The sequence below is a fragment of the Kosakonia quasisacchari genome (assembly GCF_004331415.1).
In the GTDB taxonomy this organism is placed as follows: domain Bacteria; phylum Pseudomonadota; class Gammaproteobacteria; order Enterobacterales; family Enterobacteriaceae; genus Kosakonia; species Kosakonia quasisacchari.
Map to the genome: position 1 here is coordinate 1 of NZ_SJOP01000091.1, position 343 is coordinate 343.

Annotated in this window: 1 protein-coding gene; it reads right to left on the reverse strand. The window is 62.4% G+C overall.

Features of this window, described 5'->3' with window-relative positions; all coding sequences use genetic code 11:
• Positions 1-343, reverse strand: a 343-nt coding sequence (locus E0L21_RS24830) for a two-partner secretion domain-containing protein (RefSeq protein WP_456237425.1), incomplete at both ends; no start/stop codon positions are given.

A 343-nucleotide genomic window follows, 5' to 3' on the forward strand; every position in this document is an offset into this window, starting at 1 on the left:
CTTTTCCGTGGAGACCAGGTGAATACGGTTGGCATACATACCGCCGAGTGCGCCGGTATCCACCGCCACTACCGGTGCCGCGCCCTCGCCCGCAATGGCGGTCGCCTTACCGCTGGCATCCACCCGGTTGGCCCCGGTGGTGACCGTTAAATCCTTCGCATGGATGGCAGCGTTGACTTCGGTGGCGCGGGAAATCAGTGACAGTGCGTCGCTGCCGCTGGCATTCAGCCCCTGGCCTTCGACGGTGATGGTGCCTTTTGTCACCTCGAGAGCCGAGAGGTTGCCCGCCGCGTCAAACTGTGGTTTGCCGGTGGTCAGTGTCGCATTCGGCGTGTTGATAAAG